14 protein-coding genes are annotated in these 15,334 nt (G+C 63.3%); 8 read left to right on the top strand and 6 right to left on the bottom strand.

Going from position 1 to position 15,334, the window contains the following annotated elements:
• Positions 1–16: 16 nt before the first annotated feature.
• From B9A15_RS17315 to pyrE, 4 genes are all read left to right on the top strand, one after another.
• Positions 17–1,846: a M3 family oligoendopeptidase gene (locus B9A15_RS17315; RefSeq protein WP_084411820.1), complete on the top strand. Its 1,830-nt coding sequence runs from the start codon at positions 17–19 to the stop codon at positions 1,844–1,846.
• A gap of 203 nt (positions 1,847–2,049) precedes the next feature.
• Positions 2,050–2,451, top strand: a complete 402-nt coding sequence (gene rpoZ, locus B9A15_RS17320; protein WP_084411781.1) for a DNA-directed RNA polymerase subunit omega — start codon at positions 2,050–2,052, stop codon at positions 2,449–2,451.
• A gap of 243 nt (positions 2,452–2,694) precedes the next feature.
• Positions 2,695–4,908: a RelA/SpoT family protein gene (locus tag B9A15_RS17325; RefSeq protein ID WP_084411782.1), complete on the top strand. Its 2,214-nt coding sequence runs from the start codon at positions 2,695–2,697 to the stop codon at positions 4,906–4,908.
• Positions 4,909–4,974: 66 nt separating this feature from the next.
• Positions 4,975–5,553, top strand: coding sequence for an orotate phosphoribosyltransferase (gene pyrE, locus B9A15_RS17330; protein WP_084411821.1), 579 nt, complete (start codon positions 4,975–4,977; stop codon positions 5,551–5,553).
• Between the two features lie 53 nt (positions 5,554–5,606).
• Here pyrE and B9A15_RS17335 read toward each other — a convergent pair whose 3' ends face one another.
• From B9A15_RS17335 to B9A15_RS17355, 5 genes are all read right to left on the bottom strand, one after another.
• The gene (locus B9A15_RS17335; RefSeq protein ID WP_170923343.1) at positions 5,607–6,416 is read right to left on the bottom strand and encodes a tetratricopeptide repeat protein; all 810 of its coding nucleotides are present in this window, start codon (positions 6,414–6,416) and stop codon (positions 5,607–5,609) included.
• Between the two features lie 101 nt (positions 6,417–6,517).
• Positions 6,518–6,643: a type B 50S ribosomal protein L36 gene (gene ykgO / locus B9A15_RS17340; protein ID WP_084411784.1), complete on the bottom strand. Its 126-nt coding sequence runs from the start codon at positions 6,641–6,643 to the stop codon at positions 6,518–6,520.
• 198 nt (positions 6,644–6,841) lie between these two features.
• Positions 6,842–7,915: a 5-(carboxyamino)imidazole ribonucleotide synthase gene (locus B9A15_RS17345; RefSeq protein ID WP_084411785.1), complete on the bottom strand. Its 1,074-nt coding sequence runs from the start codon at positions 7,913–7,915 to the stop codon at positions 6,842–6,844.
• Complete coding sequence (purE, locus tag B9A15_RS17350; protein ID WP_084411786.1) at positions 7,912–8,388, bottom strand: 5-(carboxyamino)imidazole ribonucleotide mutase; 477 nt, start codon at positions 8,386–8,388, stop codon at positions 7,912–7,914. Before purE ends, B9A15_RS17345 begins: the two co-directional genes overlap by 4 nt.
• 35 nt (positions 8,389–8,423) lie before the next feature.
• Complete coding sequence (locus tag B9A15_RS17355) at positions 8,424–8,627, bottom strand: YdcH family protein (RefSeq protein ID WP_084411787.1); 204 nt, start codon at positions 8,625–8,627, stop codon at positions 8,424–8,426.
• 211 nt (positions 8,628–8,838) lie between these two features.
• On the opposite strand from B9A15_RS17355, the gene B9A15_RS17360 reads away from it, so the two are divergent.
• Positions 8,839–9,012, top strand: coding sequence for a YdcH family protein (locus B9A15_RS17360; protein ID WP_084411822.1), 174 nt, complete (start codon positions 8,839–8,841; stop codon positions 9,010–9,012).
• 121 nt (positions 9,013–9,133) lie between these two features.
• On the opposite strand, the gene B9A15_RS17365 is transcribed toward B9A15_RS17360, so the two are convergent.
• Positions 9,134–9,892: a sulfite exporter TauE/SafE family protein gene (locus B9A15_RS17365; protein ID WP_244557013.1), complete on the bottom strand. Its 759-nt coding sequence runs from the start codon at positions 9,890–9,892 to the stop codon at positions 9,134–9,136.
• Between the two features lie 354 nt (positions 9,893–10,246).
• Here B9A15_RS17365 and B9A15_RS17370 point away from each other — a divergent pair, with 354 nt between their 5' ends.
• The 3 genes from B9A15_RS17370 (at position 10,247) to fdhF (ending at position 15,216) form a co-directional block, all read left to right on the top strand.
• Complete coding sequence (locus B9A15_RS17370) at positions 10,247–10,720, top strand: formate dehydrogenase subunit gamma (RefSeq protein WP_244557014.1); 474 nt, start codon at positions 10,247–10,249, stop codon at positions 10,718–10,720.
• Positions 10,717–12,273: a formate dehydrogenase beta subunit gene (locus B9A15_RS17375; protein ID WP_084411790.1), complete on the top strand. Its 1,557-nt coding sequence runs from the start codon at positions 10,717–10,719 to the stop codon at positions 12,271–12,273. Before B9A15_RS17370 ends, B9A15_RS17375 begins: the two co-directional genes overlap by 4 nt.
• A 96-nt stretch (positions 12,274–12,369) precedes the next feature.
• On the top strand, positions 12,370–15,216 hold the full coding sequence (fdhF, locus tag B9A15_RS17380; protein WP_084411791.1) for a formate dehydrogenase subunit alpha: 2,847 nt from the start codon (positions 12,370–12,372) through the stop codon (positions 15,214–15,216).
• The last annotated feature ends 118 nt before the right edge of the window (positions 15,217–15,334 follow it).

A 15,334-nucleotide genomic window follows, 5' to 3' on the forward strand; every position in this document is an offset into this window, starting at 1 on the left:
GGAAAGCCAGCAATCCATGACGAATGTCCTGTCCCGTTTCTTCCGCTCTCTCGCCGAAGCCGCCGAGACGAAGGGCGCCGATCTGCCCGAATGGAACCTGGACGACCTCTATCCGGCCATGGACTCGCCGGCGCTCAAATCCGATCTCGACGAAGCAAGACACCGGGCAGAAGCCTTCAAGGAGCGTTGGCGCGGCCACCTTGCCGAGCTCGCCGCGAACGATCCGGCCGAGCTTGCCGCCTCCGTGCGCGAATTCGAGGCGCTGGAAGAGCTTCTCGGCCGCGTTATTTCCTATGCCGGTCTCGTCTATGCCGGCGACACGTCGGACCCGGTGCGCGCCAAGTTCTATGGCGACATCCAGGCGACCATCACCGACATCTCAACCCATCTTCTCTTCTATACGCTGGAGCTGAACCGCATCGAGGATGGGGTGATGGACGAGGCCATGGCGAGCGAGCCGGCGCTCGGCCATTACCGCCCCTGGCTCGTCGATCTGCGCAAGGACAAGCCTTATCAGCTCGAAGACCGGGTGGAGGAGCTGTTCCACGAAAAGGCGATCACCGGGCGTGGCGCCTGGAACCGGCTGTTCGACGAGACCCTGACCAGCCTGCGCTTTACCGTGGACGGGGACGATCTGACGCTCGAATCGGCGCTCAATTTTCTTCAGGACCCGGACCGGGAAAAGCGGCGCAAGGCGGCCGCGGCTCTTGCCAAGGTCTTTTCCGAAAATCTGCGCAGCTTCACCCTCATCACCAACACGCTCGCCAAGGACAAGGAAATTTCCGATCGTTGGCGTGGCTTTGAGGATGTCGCCGATTCTCGCCATCTGGCCAACCGGGTCGAGCGCGAAGTGGTCGATGCGTTGTCGACGGCGGTCACCGCCGCCTATCCGTCGATCTCCCACCGCTATTACGCCATGAAGGCCAAATGGCTCGGCCTCGACGCGCTCGACTACTGGGATCGCAACGCGCCCCTGCCGGACGCCAAGCGCCGCGACATTTCCTGGGACGAGGCCCGGTCGACGGTTCTTTCGGCCTATTCGGGCTTTTCGCCCGAAATGGCGGACATCGCCGGGCGCTTTTTCGACAAGGGCTGGATTGATGCCGCCCTGCGGCCCGGAAAATCGCCGGGCGCTTTTGCCCATCCGACCGTGCCGAGCGCCCATCCTTATGTGCTTCTCAACTATATGGGTAAGCCGCGGGACGTGATGACGCTCGCCCACGAGCTCGGCCATGGCGTTCACCAGGTGCTGGCCGGCGAGCAAGGGGCGCTGATGGCGGCAACGCCCCTGACGCTGGCCGAGACGGCCTCGGTCTTCGGCGAGATGCTCACCTTCCGCTCGCTGCTCGCCCAGGCGAAAACCCCGCAGGAGCGCAAGACGCTGCTCGCCTCCAAGGTCGAGGATATGATCAACACGGTGGTCCGCCAGATCGCCTTCTATCAGTTCGAGCGGGCGCTTCACGAAGAGCGGCGCGCGGGCGAACTGACTTCCGAGCGGATCGGCGAGATTTGGGTCTCAATCCAGGGCAACAGCTTGGGCCCTGCCGTGCGGCTCGGGGCCGGCTACGAGACCTTCTGGACCTACGTCCCCCACTTCATTCATTCGCCCTTCTACGTTTATGCCTATGCCTTCGGCGATTGCCTCGTGAACTCGCTCTATTCGGTCTATGAGAATGCCGAGGCCGGCTTCCAGGACAAATACTTCGCCATGCTGAAGGCCGGCGGCACCAAGCATCATTCGGAGCTTCTCGCCCCCTTCGGCCTCGACGCCTCCGATCCGGCTTTCTGGTCGAAGGGCCTTTCGATGATTTCGGGCTTCATCGATGAGCTGGAGGCGATGGAATAGGCGATTGTCAGCAGTCTCTTGATGGGCCGGCAACCAGATGCCGGCCTACCTCGACAGAACTTCGTGGAGGCTTTGATTTCGTCGTCTGCCGCCTGACCGCAGGCGCCGGCCGGGACTTTCCGGCGGCCGCCCTTGTGATCTGCCCGTAATCGCGTTATGTGCGGGAGAACTCCACCCATACCGCGTTGCACCAGGAGACAGGCATGGCCCGTGTCACCGTAGAAGATTGCGTCGACAAGGTCGACAACCGTTTCGAGCTCGTGCTGCTTGCCAGCCACCGGGCCCGCCAGATTTCCCAGGGCAACCCGATCACGGTCGACCGCGACAACGACAAGAATCCCGTTGTCGCCTTGCGCGAGATCGCCGATGAGACCCTGTCGCCGGGCGATCTGAAGGAAGATCTGATCCATTCCCTGCAGAAGCATGTGGAAGTGGACGAGCCGGAAGAGGCCGCACGCCCGGCTGAGCCGGCGCCCCAGGCCGCGCCGCGTCAGGCGATCACCGCCGAGCCGGAAGAGAACGTCACCTTCGACCGCATGTCGGAGGAAGAGCTCCTCGCTGGCATCGAAGGCCTCGTGCCGCCGGAAAAGAACGACGATTATTGACGCGGCACTGGGCGGACCGCTTCCGCACCGGAGAAATCGAGCCTATCTAAAGGGGCGCGTCGCTTTTCGCAGCGGCGCGCCCCTCGCTTTTCGCGTTTCACCAGCGGCCCAAGATGCTGACGCATCGAGCCGCTGTAACGTTCAAACGCCACGCGGGCTTATACCACCGGCCACCGGTCAGGACCGGGGCCCGGTGGTACGCCCCCTTCAACCGTCCAGCGGAAAGGCCGTCGTCGCCGTCCCATGATGCGTCAATACGAACTCGTCGAGAAGGTCGCGGCCTATAAGGCCGATCTCGATGAAGCGCTCCTCAACCGAGCCTATGTCTATGCCATGCAGAAGCATGGCTCGCAGAAGCGCGCCAGCGGCGACCCTTATTTTTCCCATCCGCTCGAAGTGGCGGCGATCCTCACCGAACTGCATCTGGACGAGGCGACGGTCGCCGTCGCGCTCCTGCACGACACGATCGAGGACACCGACGCCACCCGCAAGGAGATCGATCAGCTCTTCGGCCCGAAGATCGGCCAGCTCGTCGAAGGCCTGACCAAGCTCAAGCGCCTCGATCTCGTCTCCAAGAAGGCGGCCCAGGCGGAGAATTTCCGCAAGCTTCTGCTCGCGATCGCTGACGATGTGCGCGTTCTTCTCGTCAAGCTCGCCGACCGGCTCCACAATATGCGCACCCTCGGGGCGATGGCGCCGGAAAAGCGCGTGCGCATCGCCCAGGAGACCATGGACATCTATGCGCCCCTTGCCGGACGCATGGGCATGCAGGACATGCGCGAGGAGCTGGAAAACCTCGCTTTTCGCCATGTGAATCTCGACGCTTACGAGGCGCTGACGGCGCGCCTGACCGAATTGCGTGAGCGGCACGAGGGCACGATCGCGGCGATCGAACGGGATCTGACCGAACGATTGGCCCGGGAGGGTATCGAAGCCGTCGTTTCCGGGCGCCAGAAGAAGCCCTATTCGGTCTTTTCCAAGATGCAGCGCAAGGCTTTGTCCTTCGAGCAGCTCTCCGACATTTTCGGCTTCCGCGTCATCGTGAAGCGGGAGGAGGATTGCTATCGCACACTCGGCGTCGTCCACCGCACCTGGCCGATGGTGCCCGGCCGGTTCAAGGACTATATCTCGACCCCTAAGCAGAACGATTATCGCTCGATCCACACCACGATCGTCGGCCCCTCGCGTCAGCGTGTCGAACTGCAGATCCGCACCCGCGACATGCATCAGATCGCCGAATATGGCGTGGCCGCCCATGCGATCTACAAGGATGGCAGCGGGTCGAAGCAGATCGAATTGTCGAAGGATTCGCGCGCCTATGCTTGGCTGCGCCATACGATCGAACTGCTCGCCAGCGGCGACAACCCGGAAGAGTTTCTCGAAAACACCAAGCTCGAACTCTTTCAGGATCAGGTCTTCTGCTTCACGCCGAAAGGGCGGTTGATCGCCCTGCCGCGCGGGGCGACGCCGATCGACTTCGCCTATGCCGTCCACACCGATGTCGGCCATTCCTGCGTCGGCTGCAAGATCGACGGGCGCATCATGCCGGTCGTCACCGAGCTGACCAATGGCGACGAGGTGGAGATCATCCGCTCCTCGAACCGCATGCCGCCGCCGGCCTGGGAGACGATCGCCGTCACCGGCAAGGCGCGGGCCGCGATCCGCCGGGCGACACGTCTGGCGATCCGCAAGCAATATTCGGGTCTCGGTCGTCAGATGCTCGAGCGCGCTTTCACGCGTTCGGGGCGCAGCTTCTCGCTGGAGGGTCTGAAGCCGGTGGTGGGCAAGCTTGGCCATCGCGAGGCCGAGGACGTGTTCGCCGCCGTCGGCCGTGGCGAGCTTTCCGCCAGCGATGTTCTGAAGGCGGTTCATCCCGATTATCAGGAAACCCGGGCCAAGAAGGCGCCAAGTGTCGAGGCGGAGGAGGGCTGGTTCAATCTGCGCAGCGCCGCCGGCATGATCTTCCGCATCCCCGGACGCGGCAAGCAGAAGGCGCGCAGCGCCGAAATGGCCATCCCGATCCGGGGCGCCGGCGACGATCTGCCCGTCAGCTTCGCGCCCGATGGCGCGGTCCCGGGCGATCGGATCGTTGGCATCATCGAGCCGGGCAAGGGCATCACCATCTATCCCATCCAGTCGCCCGCCTTGGTCGCCTTCGACGACCAACCCCATCGCTGGGTCGATGTGCGCTGGGATTTGGATGCGGCGATGGAGGCGCGTTTTCCGGCCCGCATCACCGTCTCGGCGATCAACGCCCCAGGCTCGCTCGCCGAAATCGCGAAGACGATCGCCGACAACGACGCCAATGTTCATACGATGTCGATGGTTTCGACGGCCGAGGACATCACCAAGATGGTCTTCGATCTGGAAGTCTGGGATCTCAACCATCTCAACCGGACCCTGACCCAGATTCGCGGCAAGGATTGCGTCTCGCTGGTCGAACGGGTGAATGGTTGATGGCGCGGCGGCGAGCGCCTACAGCATCGAGCAGGATTAATCCGCTTGGAGAGCAAAGCCGTGACCATGACGACCGACGAGGTGCTGGCGATCTTTCGTGAGGCGGGGGCCTATCTGGAGGGTCATTTCATCCTGACCTCCGGCCTGCGCAGCCCGGTCTTCCTGCAGAAGGCGCGCGTCTTCATGCATGCCGGGCCGACCGAGCGGCTCTGCCGGGCCATGGCCGAGGCGATTTCCGAGCGCATCGAGGGGCCGATCGATTATGTGGTGGGGCCCGCGGTCGGCGGTATCATTCCGGCGTACGAGACCTCGCGCCATCTCGGCGTGCCGGCCGTCTGGGTGGAGCGCGAGAACGGCGTCTTTCGCCTGCGGCGATTCGAAATCCCGCGCGGAGCGCGAGTGGTGGTCGTCGAAGATATCGTCACGACCGGCCTGTCGATCCGCGAGACCGTAACGTGCCTGAAAGAGCTTGGCGCCGAAGTGCTCGCCGCCTCCTGCATCATCGATCGCTCGGCGGGGAAGGCCGATGTGGGCGTTCCGCTCGTCGCGCTCGCCGAATATGAGGTGCCGGCCTACTCGCCGGACGCCCTGCCGGCGGAACTCGCCGCCATCGAACCGGTGAAGCCGGGCAGCCGCAGTCTCTGATCAGCCCTGCTCGGGCGCATTCTCTGGCGCCCGAGTCTTGCATCCGCTTGCCGTCAGATCTCCGGACCGGTCAGCTTCTCCGACAGGCGCCCAACGGCGTCCTGGGCGGATTTGAGCGCCGGATAGACGTTCAGCACTTCCTGATAAGCCGTGAGCGCCTGAGCCTCGCGCCCGGTGCGTTCAAGGATGAGGGCCAGCCCCATCATCGCCCCCCAATGGCGCGGCTCGCGCGCCAGGACCTGTTCGATATCGGCCAGCGACTTGCCGAGATCGCCAAGACCGAAATGGGCCGTCGCGCGGCGGTTCCAGGCCTCGGTGAAATCAGGGTCGAGCACCAAGGCTTGGTCGAGAACGTCCAGCGCGACGGCGCCCTGTTTATGGCCGATGGCCTGCGCCGCGCGGCGCATGAGAAGATCGACGGTCGCACTGCCGCTATTGCGCCAGGACCGCTCGATCCGACCCGCGATGCGCTGGGCCTCTCTCTGGTCGGCCGTGCGCTTCAATTCGGCAAACAGCCGGTCGATCCGCTCTGCCTCGCTTTCGCCTTCCGGCGCCTGCGCCTCCTCCGACGGCGTATCGGCGGCAGGGGCCTCCTCCGCTGCCTGCTCGTCGCCGGTCAAAGGTCCGCCAAAGGCTTCCGGCGGGGCTTCCGGGTCCTGGTCGGGGGCGGGGCGCACCATCGGCCCCTGATCGCCGGGCGGTGATGGTATTTCAGGCATGGGCATGTCGGGGGTGGCGCCCGGCGGCAGATCGTCGGGCATGATCACCGACGGATCGTCAGGGTTCGGCGCGGACTGAGCGAAACTCAGAGGCGGCATCGCCAATGCGGCCAGTGTGACGACGGCCAGCGGCCATGAGGACATAAAAAAACGCATGGATCGGAGGGTAACCGGCCCATGCGTTTCGTCAAATTGAAAACTCGGTGAGCGCAAAAAGCTTTTGCGAATCCGGTGCTTTCGAAAGGTCAGCCCTGGCGCGCCTTGAAGCGCGGGGCCTCCTTGTTGATGATGTAGATGCGGCCCTTGCGGCGCACCATGCGGTTGGCACGATGGCGGGACTTCAGAGCCTTCAGCGAGTTCTTGATTTTCATGTCGATCCCCAGACCGTCTCTTAAGGCGACGGGATCGCGTGATGCTCCGCCGCTTCCAATAAAAAACGCGCCCATGGACGCGTTCGGGATATTCCCAAAGATGGTGTTCGAAATATCCGCGAGCGTTCCACTTGTCAATGTCGTGATAGCGTCTCGAAGGCAGCGCCGCGCTGTTTCGAGGCGCCCTGTGGCTCTGCGTTATCCGCGCGGTGTCAGCCTTGTGAAATGCCCCATCTTTCGACCGGCGCGGATTTCGAGCTTGCCGTAAAGATGCAGGACGAGATCCTTCTCCTCCAGAAGTTTCGGCGCACGTCGCACCTCCTCGCCGATGAGATTTTCCATGACGCAGTCGGAATGGCGGTTCGGATCGCCGAGCGGCAGGCCGCAAACGGCGCGGATATGCTGCTCGAATTGGGATATGGCGCAGGCCGCTTCCGTCCAATGGCCGGAATTATGGACGCGCGGGGCGAGCTCGTTGACGAGGAGGCTCTCATCGGAGCGCACGAAGAACTCGATGCCGACGACCCCCACATAATTCAGCTTCCCGACGATCGCGGCGGCGATCTCGCGGGCTTTGTGAGCGACGGTCTCGCTCACCCGGCCCGGCACGGTCGAGCGTCTCAGGATACCGAGCCCATGGACGTTCTCGGCCGGCTCGAAACAGGCGATGGCCCCGTCCTGACCCCGAGCCGCGATCACGGAGCATTCGTAGTCGAAGGCGATCTTGGCTTCGAGAATCGAGGGGCGCGACCCCAGACTCTCGAAGGCGTCCGCCACAGGGCCCTCGCGGCGGATGCTCGCCTGGCCCTTGCCGTCATAGCCGAAGCGACGGGTCTTCAGGATACAGTCTGAATCGAGGTCGACCAGGGCATGTCCCAGCTCCTCGACGCTGTCGATCGCCCGCCAGGGCGCGGTCTCGATGCCGATCCCGTTGAGAAAGGCCTTTTCCACCACCCGGTCCTGGGACACTTCCAGCGCTTCGGCCGGCGGAAACAGAGAGACGCCGGAAACGGCCTCGCGCACCGGCCCGACGGGAACGTTCTCGAACTCGTAGGTGACGACGTCGGCGCGGCTGGCAAGCGAGGCCAGGGCCTTCAGGTCGTCATAAGCGGCGATGATACCCTCATTGGCGACTTGCAGGGCCGGGCAGGCGGGATCGGGATCGAGCGCGATGGTGCGATAGCCGAGCCGTGCGGCCGCGATCGCCAGCATGCGGGCGAGCTGGCCGCCGCCCAGTATGCCGATCGTCGCGCCAGGAGGCAGTGGGGTCAAGCGTGGCCTCCATCATCGTCTTTCGGCGTCTCGGCGACGCTCGCCGTCTGACGTTCGCGATAGGCGTCGAGCCGCTCTGCAAGGGCCTCGTCACCGAGAGCGAGAACCGAAGCTGACAGAAGCGCGGCGTTCACCGCGCCGGCGCGGCCGATGGCGAGCGTGCCGACGGGAATGCCGGCCGGCATCTGGACGATCGACAGAAGCGAATCCTTGCCCGACAGAGCGCGGCTCTCGACAGGCACGCCGAAGACGGGAAGCGGGGTGAGGGCGGCCGTCATGCCCGGCAGATGGGCGGCACCGCCAGCTCCGGCAATGATGACCTTGAAGCCTTCGCCCTTGGCCCCGCTGGCAAAATCATAGAGCCGCTTAGGCGTACGATGGGCCGAGACGATGCGCGCCGAATAGGCGATGCCGAGCGCGTCGAGCGTCTCTGCGGCATTGCGCATCACGGGCCAGTCCGACTGGCTGCCCATGATGATCGCGACGGGTGGTGCTGCGGTGTCCTCAGTCACGCGATGATATCCGGGATGATCTGGTCTTCGAGTTCGTGCAGGCGGTCCTTGATCGCAAGCTTCTTCTTCTTCATTCGCTGAATTCGAAGTTTGTCGCAGCCTTGCGCTTCCATTGCCTCGATCGCCACGTCGAAGTCGGCGTGCTCCTGACGAAGCCGCGCCACCTGCAATCGAAGTGCCGCCTGTTCCTGATCCGCCATCGCCACTCCTTGCGCATGGTCATGCCGTCGTCACGAATCGCTCTCGCGACAGATTTCGCGAGACGTTCAACGAGATGTGTACCAAAAGGCGTCGAGAGCCGATACCGCCACGAATTTGCCATTCGACATGACGACGTTTGTGTGACACCTTTTTCACGTTGTGCCCGATAGGGCTCGTCCAATCGGGCAAACCATAACTAGGGAGATGCCCATGTCCTTGGATGCGCATATCGCGACGCTCGAGCAGCGTCATACGGCTCTGGATCACGAGCTTGCGGCGGCGGTTCTGACCAATCCAGCGATGAGCGATGAGGAAATCCGGGAGATGAAGCGGCGCAAGCTGCGGCTCAAGGACGAGATCGAGAGGTTGCGCCGGAACAACTGATCCGGCTTTACCAATCTTTCGCTCGGGCACGTCCTCTCGTGCCCGGGCAATATTCTGATTTCAAAATCCAAAATGACGGCATTTTCCGTGGCTGCGAGCCCTCGCTCGTCGCAATCTCGCTTCAGCCCGCGATCCCAGCAAAACCATCATAGGCGAGCTTTAGCCCGACCGGCACCAGCAGCGCATAGATGATCCTGTAGAAGGTCTCAGGCGCGATCCGCTTGACCAGCCAGACCCCGCACAAGGTTGCCACCGGCGCGACCGGCAAAAGCGCGAGCGAGATGGCAAGATGGTCCGCCGAAAACTGTCCCAACAGAAAATAAGGCAAAAGCTTCACCGCATTGGTGACCGCGAAGAAGACGACGGCGGTTCCCGCATAATCGGCCGGTGCGAGCTTCAGCGGCACCACATGGATCTGAAAGGGCGGGCCGCCGGCATGGGAGACGAAGCTGGTGAAGCCCGAGGCCGCGCCCCAGAAGAGCGCGCGCGGCGTGTCGCGTTGCTTCGCTTCCGTTCGATGCCGGGCGCTGAAGTACCAGTTGACGGCGAATCCGAGCGCGAGAAGGCCGACCACGATGCGCACACCGTCGGCGGAGATCGACGCCGAGGTGAAGTAACCGGCCGCAACGCCCGCGATCGAAGCCGGCAGCATGCGTTTCAAAAGGTCGCGATCGAAGCGTCCCCGCCAAGCATAGAGTGCGATCAGGTCCATCACGATCATGATCGGCAGAAGAATCCCAGCGGCTGCGACGGGCGAAATCACCAGCGCCATCATTGGCACTCCGATCAGTGCGATCGTGCCGCCGAAACCACCCTTGGACAGGCCGACGAGAAAGACGGCCGGCACGGCGGCGAGATAAAAGAATGGGTCTGTGATCACGGTAAGTGCGGGTCGGAAGGATCGATGGGAATGCGACGTCTCGCCATCGATTGCCTCTTCATCCCTATGATTGCAACTTTGTGATTGCATGAGCCGGGCAATGGGACGTCGGCTGATTTGTCCGTCTGCATCAAGCTTTTGCGGCTAGAAATGGTGGTCCAGAGATCCACGAAGCCCATTGTGGGGGGGACGCTGCGACGGGCGAGATGGCATCACGAGTTTCGGCTTATCAGCAGCAATTGCGAGGTTGTTGATAGAGTTTCTCTATTGCCAGACGGAGAAACAGTCTTGATTTCCCCCTTCACGGGGTGTTCCGTTTCTAAAACAATTCCAATTGCGTGTGGGAGGCAGGCATTGGCTCCAAAGGCCGAATTCGATAGCGAAGACGTTGCCGCGATCGTCGAGGATCTCAAGGGTCTCGAAGGTCCGCTGCTTCCGATCCTGCATGCCGTTCAAGACCGCTTCGGCCATGTCCCAGACGAGGCCGTGCGGGTGATTGCCCATAGGCTGAATCTGACCCGGGCCGAAGTCTACGGCGTTGTCTCCTTCTATCATGACTATCACCGTGAGCCCCATGGTGCGCATACGCTGAAGGTCTGCCGGGCCGAGGCCTGTCAGGCTGCCGGTGGCGACGCGATCGCCGACCGCATCGAGAAGGCGCTCGGCATCAAGTTCGGCGAGACAACGGCGGATGGACGTGTCACGCTGGAGGCCGTCTATTGCCTGGGCCTCTGCGCGACCGCGCCGTCGGCCATGCTGGACGATCGGCTGTTCGGCCGCTTGAACGCCGCCAAGGCCGACAGGCTCACTGCGGAGGCCCAGCTATGACCACACGCATCTTTATTCCGCTCGATTCCTTCGCGGTCGCCAACGGCGCCGACGAGCTGTGTGATGAGCTAACCCATCTCGCCGCCCGCCGTGGGCTCGATATCGAGATCGTGCGCAATGGTTCGCGCGGCATGGCCTGGCTGGAGCCCTTGGTCGAGGTCGAGACCCATCAGGGTCGCATCGGTTACGGGCCGATCGAGCCCGGCGAAATGGAAGCGCTCCTCGATGCGGGGCTGATGAATGGCGGCGCCCATGCCAAATGCATCGGCGATCCAGAAGAGCACCCCTTCATGAAGGGGCAGACCCGGCTGACCTTCAAGCGCTGCGGCGTGACCGATCCCCTGTCGCTGGACGATTACGAGGCCCATGGTGGTCTCATCGGCTTGAAGCGCGCCATCGAAATGGGCGGTGCCGGCGTCGTCGACGAAGTCACCGAATCCGGTCTGCGCGGTCGGGGCGGCGCAGGCTTTCCGACCGGCATCAAGTGGAAGACGGTTCGCGAGGCGGCGGGCGAGCGCAAATATATCGTCGCCAATGCCGACGAGGGCGATTCCGGCACCTTTGCCGACCGCATGATCATGGAAGGCGATCCCTTCTGCCTGATCGAGGGCATGGCCATCGCCGCCGTCGCGACGGGCGCGACCAAGGGCTATATTTATCTGCGCTCCGAATATCCGGTGGCGATCCGGGTGATGCGCGAGGCCATCCGCCGCGCGACGGCCGCCGGTGTCCTCGGCGTTTCCATGATGGGCTCGGCGCAAGCCTTCGATATCGAGGTTCGGGTCGGCGCGGGCGCCTATGTCTGCGGCGAGGAGACCTCGCTGCTCGACAGTCTTGAAGGCAAGCGCGGTCAGGTGCGCTTCAAGCCGCCGCTGCCGGCCATTAAAGGTCTGTTCGGCCGCCCGACGGTGATCAACAACGTCATCTCGCTCGCCTCGACGCCGGAGATTCTGGCCAAGGGCGCCAAGTTCTACAAGGATTTCGGCATGGGCCGCTCGCGCGGCACCATCCCCTTGCAGATCGCCGGCAATGTTCGCCATGGCGGGCTTTTCGAGGTCGCTTTCGGCCTGACGCTCGGCGAGATCGTCGAGGGGATCGCCGGCGGTACCGATACGGGCAAGCCGATCCGCGCCGTCCAGGTTGGTGGTCCGCTCGGCGCTTATTTCCCACGCGCTCTGTTCGACACGCCCTTCGACTACGAGGCTTTTGCCGAGAAGAACGGTCTGATCGGCCATGCCGGCATCGTGATCTTCGACGAAGACGTCGACATGAAGAAGCAGGCCCGTTTCGCCTTCGAATTCTGCGCGATCGAATCCTGCGGCAAATGCACACCCTGCCGCATCGGCGCCGTGCGCGGTCTGGAGACCATGGACAAGGTGATCGGCGGTGAGAATGTCTCCGGCAATCTCGAGCTCGTCGAAGACCTCTGCAACACCATGCAGTTCGGCTCGCTCTGCGCGCTCGGCGGTTTCACGCCCTATCCGGTGATGAGCGCGATCCGGCACTTCCCCGAGGATTTCGAGGGAACGCCCATGCGGGTCGCGGCCGAATAAGGCCGACGGGTTCGAAAGCCTCCCCGTCATGACGGGGAGGCGCATCGTTTCAACGCCGTGTCCTGGGTGACCGGCGGTTTGGGAGAGGACTTCTCGATGAGCCTCGTACACGAAAAAGACTACGGCACGCCGAAATCCAAGGCGGAGAAGACCGTCACCTTGACGATCGACGGGCAGTCCGTGAGCGTTCCCGAGGGGACGTCGGTCATGCGCGCGGCCGCCGATCTCGGAATTTCCGTCCCGAAGCTTTGCGCCACCGACATGCTGGACGCCTTCGGCTCCTGCCGAGTCTGCGTCGTCGAAGTGGAGGGGCGCGGTGGCACGCCTGCCTCCTGCACGACGCCCGTCGCCGAGGGCATGGTGGTGAAGACGGAGAGCGACCGCCTGTCGCGCATCCGCAAGGGCGTGATGGAGCTCTATCTCTCCGACCATCCGCAGGAATGGGACGCGCGCAAGGGCGGCGCCGATTGCGAGCTGCATGACGTTGCCGAGCAGGTGGGCGTCGAAACCATTCGCTACGGGGATGGCGGGCGCAATCATCTGGATTGCGGCGTCGACGACTCGAACCCCTATTTCAGCTTCGATTCCTCCAAATGCATCGTCTGCTCGCGCTGCGTCAGAGCCTGTAACGAGGTTCAGGGCACCTTCGCGCTGACCGTCGAGGGCCGAGGCTTCGACAGCCGCATCTCGGCCGGCACGCCGATCGATGACTTCATCTCCTCCGATTGCGTCTCCTGCGGCGCCTGCGTCCAGGCCTGCCCGACCGAGGCGCTTCAGGAAAAGGCGGTGATCGAGAAGGGCGTCCCCACCTCGTCGGCCGTCACCACCTGCGCCTATTGCGGCGTCGGCTGCTCCTTCAAGGCCGAGATGCAGGGCGAAGAAGTCGTCCGCATGGTGCCTTACAAGGACGGCAAGGCCAATCGCGGCCATTCCTGCGTCAAGGGCCGCTTTGCCATCGGCTATGCGAATCACGAAGATCGCATCCTCAATCCGATGATCCGCGACCACTACAGCCAGCCCTGGCGGGAAGTCTCCTGGGACGAGGCGATCGGTTTCGCGGCCGGTAAGATCAAGGACATCCAGGCGAAATACGGGCGCGGCGCGGTCGGCGGCATCTCCTCCTCGCGCTGCACCAATGAGGAAGTCTATCTCGTCCAGAAGATGGTCCGCGCCGGCTTCGGCAACAACAATATCGACACCTGCGCGCGCGTCTGCCATTCGCCGACGGGCTATGGGCTGAAGACGACTTTCGGCACCTCCGCCGGCACCCAGGACTTCGATTCGGTCGAAAAGACTGACGTCATCCTCCTGATCGGCGCCAATCCGACGGACGGCCATCCGGTCTTCGCATCGCGGATGAAGAAGCGGCTGCGAGAGGGCGCGAAGCTGATCGTCATCGATCCGCGCCGCATCGATCTGGTGCGCACGGCCCATGTGAAAGCGGATGTCCATCTGCCGCTGAAGCCCGGCACCAATGTCGCGATGCTGACGGCGATCGCCCATGTGATCGTCACCGAAGGCCTGATGAACGAGGCCTTCATCCAGGAGCGTTGCGACTGGGACGAGTTCCAGGACTGGGCCGCCTTCGTCGCCCAGGACGAGCGCTCACCCGAAGCGATGGAAGCCGTTACCGGCGTCGATCCCGACCTCGTGCGCCGTGCCGCGCGCCTTTATGCCAAGGGCGGCAACTCGGCGATCTATTACGGCCTCGGCGTCACCGAGCACAGCCAGGGCTCGACCTCGGTCATCGCGATTGCCAATCTCGCCATGGCGACCGGCAATATCGGCCGCGAGGGCGTCGGCGTGAACCCGCTGCGTGGGCAGAACAATGTCCAGGGCTCCTGCGACATGGGCTCCTTCCCGCACGAGCTGCCGGGCTATCGCCATGTCTCGGAAGAGGGCGTGCGCTCGATCTATGAAAAGCTCTGGGGTGTCGAGATCGACAAGGAGCCCGGCCTGCGCATCCCGAATATGTTCGATGCGGCGGTCGAGGGCACCTTCAAGGGGCTTTATTGCCAAGGCGAGGACATTCTCCAGTCCGACCCGGACACCAAGCATGTCTCGGCCGGCCTCGAAGCGCTCGAACTCCTGATCGTTCACGACCTCTTCCTGAACGAGACGGCCAATTACGCCAATGTGTTCCTGCCCGGTTCGACCTTCCTGGAGAAGAACGGCACCTTCACCAATGCCGAACGCCGCATCAACCGCGTTCGCCGGGTGATGACGCCGAAGAATGGTTATGAGGATTGGGAAGTCACCCAGATGCTCGCAAGGGCCATCGGGATGGACATGAATTATTCCCATCCGAGTGAGATCATGGCCGAGATCGCGGACACGACGCCGTCCTTCGCAAATGTCACCTATGAGCTTCTGGACGAGAAGGGCTCGGTCCAGTGGCCTTGCAATGACGCCCATCCCGAGGGCTCGCCGGTCATGCATGTGGACGGCTTCATGCGCGGCAAGGGCAAGTTCGTCGTCACCGAATATGTGGCGACCGACGAGCGTACGGGCCCTCGCTTCCCGCTGCTCCTGACCACTGGGCGCATCCTGTCCCAATACAATGTGGGCGCCCAGACGCGTCGGACCCAGAACACGGTCTGGCATGCCGAGGATGTTCTGGAGATTCATCCGCATGACGCGGAAGATCGGGGCATTCGCGACAAGGATTGGGTGAAGCTGTCGAGCCGTTCCGGCGAGACCTCGCTGCGCGCCAAGATCACCGATCGCGTGGCGCCCGGCGTCGTCTATACGACCTTCCACCATCCGGTGACCCAGGCAAACGTCATCACCACCGACTTCTCCGATTGGGCGACCAACTGCCCGGAATACAAGGTGACAGCGGTGCAAGTGGCGCCCTCCAACGGTCCGACCGACTGGCAGGAGGATTATCAGGAGCTCTCGGAGGAAAGCCGGCGCATCCAGTCCCTGGAAGCGGCGGAGTAATTCGACGCTGACGATCGCTCCTCTTCGCTGGACGGCGAGGGGGGAGCGTTCCTCGTCCCGACGCCTTCTTGATCTATGGATCGGGTTGCCTAGGCGGGGAAGCCATCCGGAAAGGCAT

Source organism: Fulvimarina manganoxydans (assembly GCF_900176465.1).
GTDB lineage: Bacteria > Pseudomonadota > Alphaproteobacteria > Rhizobiales > Rhizobiaceae > Fulvimarina > Fulvimarina manganoxydans.

Excerpts from the sequence above, each read along its gene's own strand:
- B9A15_RS17315 (WP_084411820.1), top strand. The coding sequence starts at position 17 with ATGACGAATGTCCTGTCCCGTTTCTTCCGCTCTCTCGCCGAAGCCGCC.
- rpoZ (WP_084411781.1), top strand. The coding sequence starts at position 2,050 with ATGGCCCGTGTCACCGTAGAAGATTGCGTCGACAAGGTCGACAACCGT.
- B9A15_RS17325 (WP_084411782.1), top strand. The coding sequence starts at position 2,695 with ATGATGCGTCAATACGAACTCGTCGAGAAGGTCGCGGCCTATAAGGCC.
- pyrE (WP_084411821.1), top strand. The coding sequence starts at position 4,975 with ATGACGACCGACGAGGTGCTGGCGATCTTTCGTGAGGCGGGGGCCTAT.
- B9A15_RS17335 (WP_170923343.1), bottom strand. The coding sequence starts at position 6,416 with ATGTCCTCATGGCCGCTGGCCGTCGTCACACTGGCCGCATTGGCGATG.
- ykgO (WP_084411784.1), bottom strand. The coding sequence starts at position 6,643 with ATGAAAATCAAGAACTCGCTGAAGGCTCTGAAGTCCCGCCATCGTGCC.
- purE (WP_084411786.1), bottom strand. The coding sequence starts at position 8,388 with ATGGGCAGCCAGTCGGACTGGCCCGTGATGCGCAATGCCGCAGAGACG.
- B9A15_RS17355 (WP_084411787.1), bottom strand. The coding sequence starts at position 8,627 with ATGGCGGATCAGGAACAGGCGGCACTTCGATTGCAGGTGGCGCGGCTT.
- B9A15_RS17360 (WP_084411822.1), top strand. The coding sequence starts at position 8,839 with ATGTCCTTGGATGCGCATATCGCGACGCTCGAGCAGCGTCATACGGCT.
- B9A15_RS17375 (WP_084411790.1), top strand. The coding sequence starts at position 10,717 with ATGACCACACGCATCTTTATTCCGCTCGATTCCTTCGCGGTCGCCAAC.
- fdhF (WP_084411791.1), top strand. The coding sequence starts at position 12,370 with ATGAGCCTCGTACACGAAAAAGACTACGGCACGCCGAAATCCAAGGCG.